Genomic DNA, 290 nt, shown 5'->3' with positions numbered 1-290 from the left:
CGTCAGCCCCGGCACCGACGCCTGGACGCGCGGCATGCTGGTGGTGGACAACGCGCGGCTCGGCGATGTGGTTGCCGAACTGAGCCGCTACCGCACCGGTTACCTGGGTGTGGATAAACAGGTGGCCGACCTGCGGATCACCGGCAGCTTCCCGCTGCACGACACCAACCTGGCGCTGAATGCACTGCTGCCGACCTTGCCGGTGCAGATTCAACAACACACGCCGTGGTGGGTGACGGTGGCGCCCAAGCCGTAGGCTCCTGTGGTGCATAGGCCATTGTCATCGCAGG

1 pseudogene is annotated in these 290 nt (G+C 65.9%); it reads left to right on the top strand.

The features are described from left to right. A pseudogene (locus HX846_RS21630) lies at positions 1 to 256 on the top strand (amino acid ABC transporter substrate-binding protein); the annotation flags it as partial. Positions 257 to 290 lie beyond the last annotated feature (34 nt).

It is taken from the genome of Pseudomonas sp. K5002, from assembly GCF_013386655.1.
In the GTDB taxonomy this organism is placed as follows: Bacteria; Pseudomonadota; Gammaproteobacteria; order Pseudomonadales; family Pseudomonadaceae; genus Aquipseudomonas.
The sequence above is the reverse complement of the archived record's forward strand: the minus strand, read 5'-3'. Positions and strand labels throughout refer to the sequence as shown.